1 protein-coding gene is annotated in these 724 nt (G+C 67.3%); it reads left to right on the forward strand.

Annotated elements, in window-relative coordinates; translation table 11 throughout:
• Positions 1 to 112: 112 nt before the first annotated feature.
• The coding region (locus tag GSQ89_RS12390) for a hypothetical protein (RefSeq protein WP_158925514.1) at positions 113 to 724 on the forward strand (612 nt) is incomplete at its 3' end.

A 724-nucleotide genomic window follows, 5' to 3' on the forward strand; every position in this document is an offset into this window, starting at 1 on the left:
GCGCCTGCCATGACGGGACTTAGCGACCGGGCCAAAACAGAAGCCTTGTTTATCCCTGAAACCTAGGCTCACGGCTCGCTTGCGATCAGGCCCAACAAGCCTACCATGCCGCATGATCGAACTGTCCCCCCTGGTCGCGTCTCCCGGCGCATCCTCCCTACCCTATTTCGATCCCGCCTTCCCCGATCGCCAACTGACCCTCCACGCCGCCCGCCCCACGGCCTGGCATCCCGGCCTGCCCGTCCTGTTCATCCACCACGGCGTCGCCCGCAACGGTCGCGACTACCGAGACTACTGGCTGCCGCACGTCGATGCGGCCAACACCCTCGCCATCGCCATCGAATTCCCCGAGGCAACCTTCCCCGAATACCTCTGGTACAACTTCGGCAACCTGCACACCGCCGGCGGCACCCCCAACCCGCGCGAGCAATGGACCTTCGGCATCGACGAACGTCTGTTCCAAGCGCTGCGCCACCAGGGGATCACCACCGCGCAGCGCTACGGCCTGTTCGGCCATTCCGCCGGCGGCCAATACGTCCACCGCATGCTGTCGTTCGGCTACCGCGACCACGTCGCCGTCGCGGTCAGCGCCAACGCCGGCACCTACGCCATGCCGGACCTGGCGGTCGACTGGCCCTGGGGCCTGGGCGCCACCGACGTTACCCAAGACCACCTGCGCACCCTGCTGGCCTTCCCGCTAACCGTCATGGCGGGCACCCCCGAC

Origin of the sequence: Acidisphaera sp. S103, from assembly GCF_009765975.1 — a bacterium.
In the GTDB taxonomy this organism is placed as follows: Bacteria; Pseudomonadota; Alphaproteobacteria; order Acetobacterales; family Acetobacteraceae; genus Rhodopila.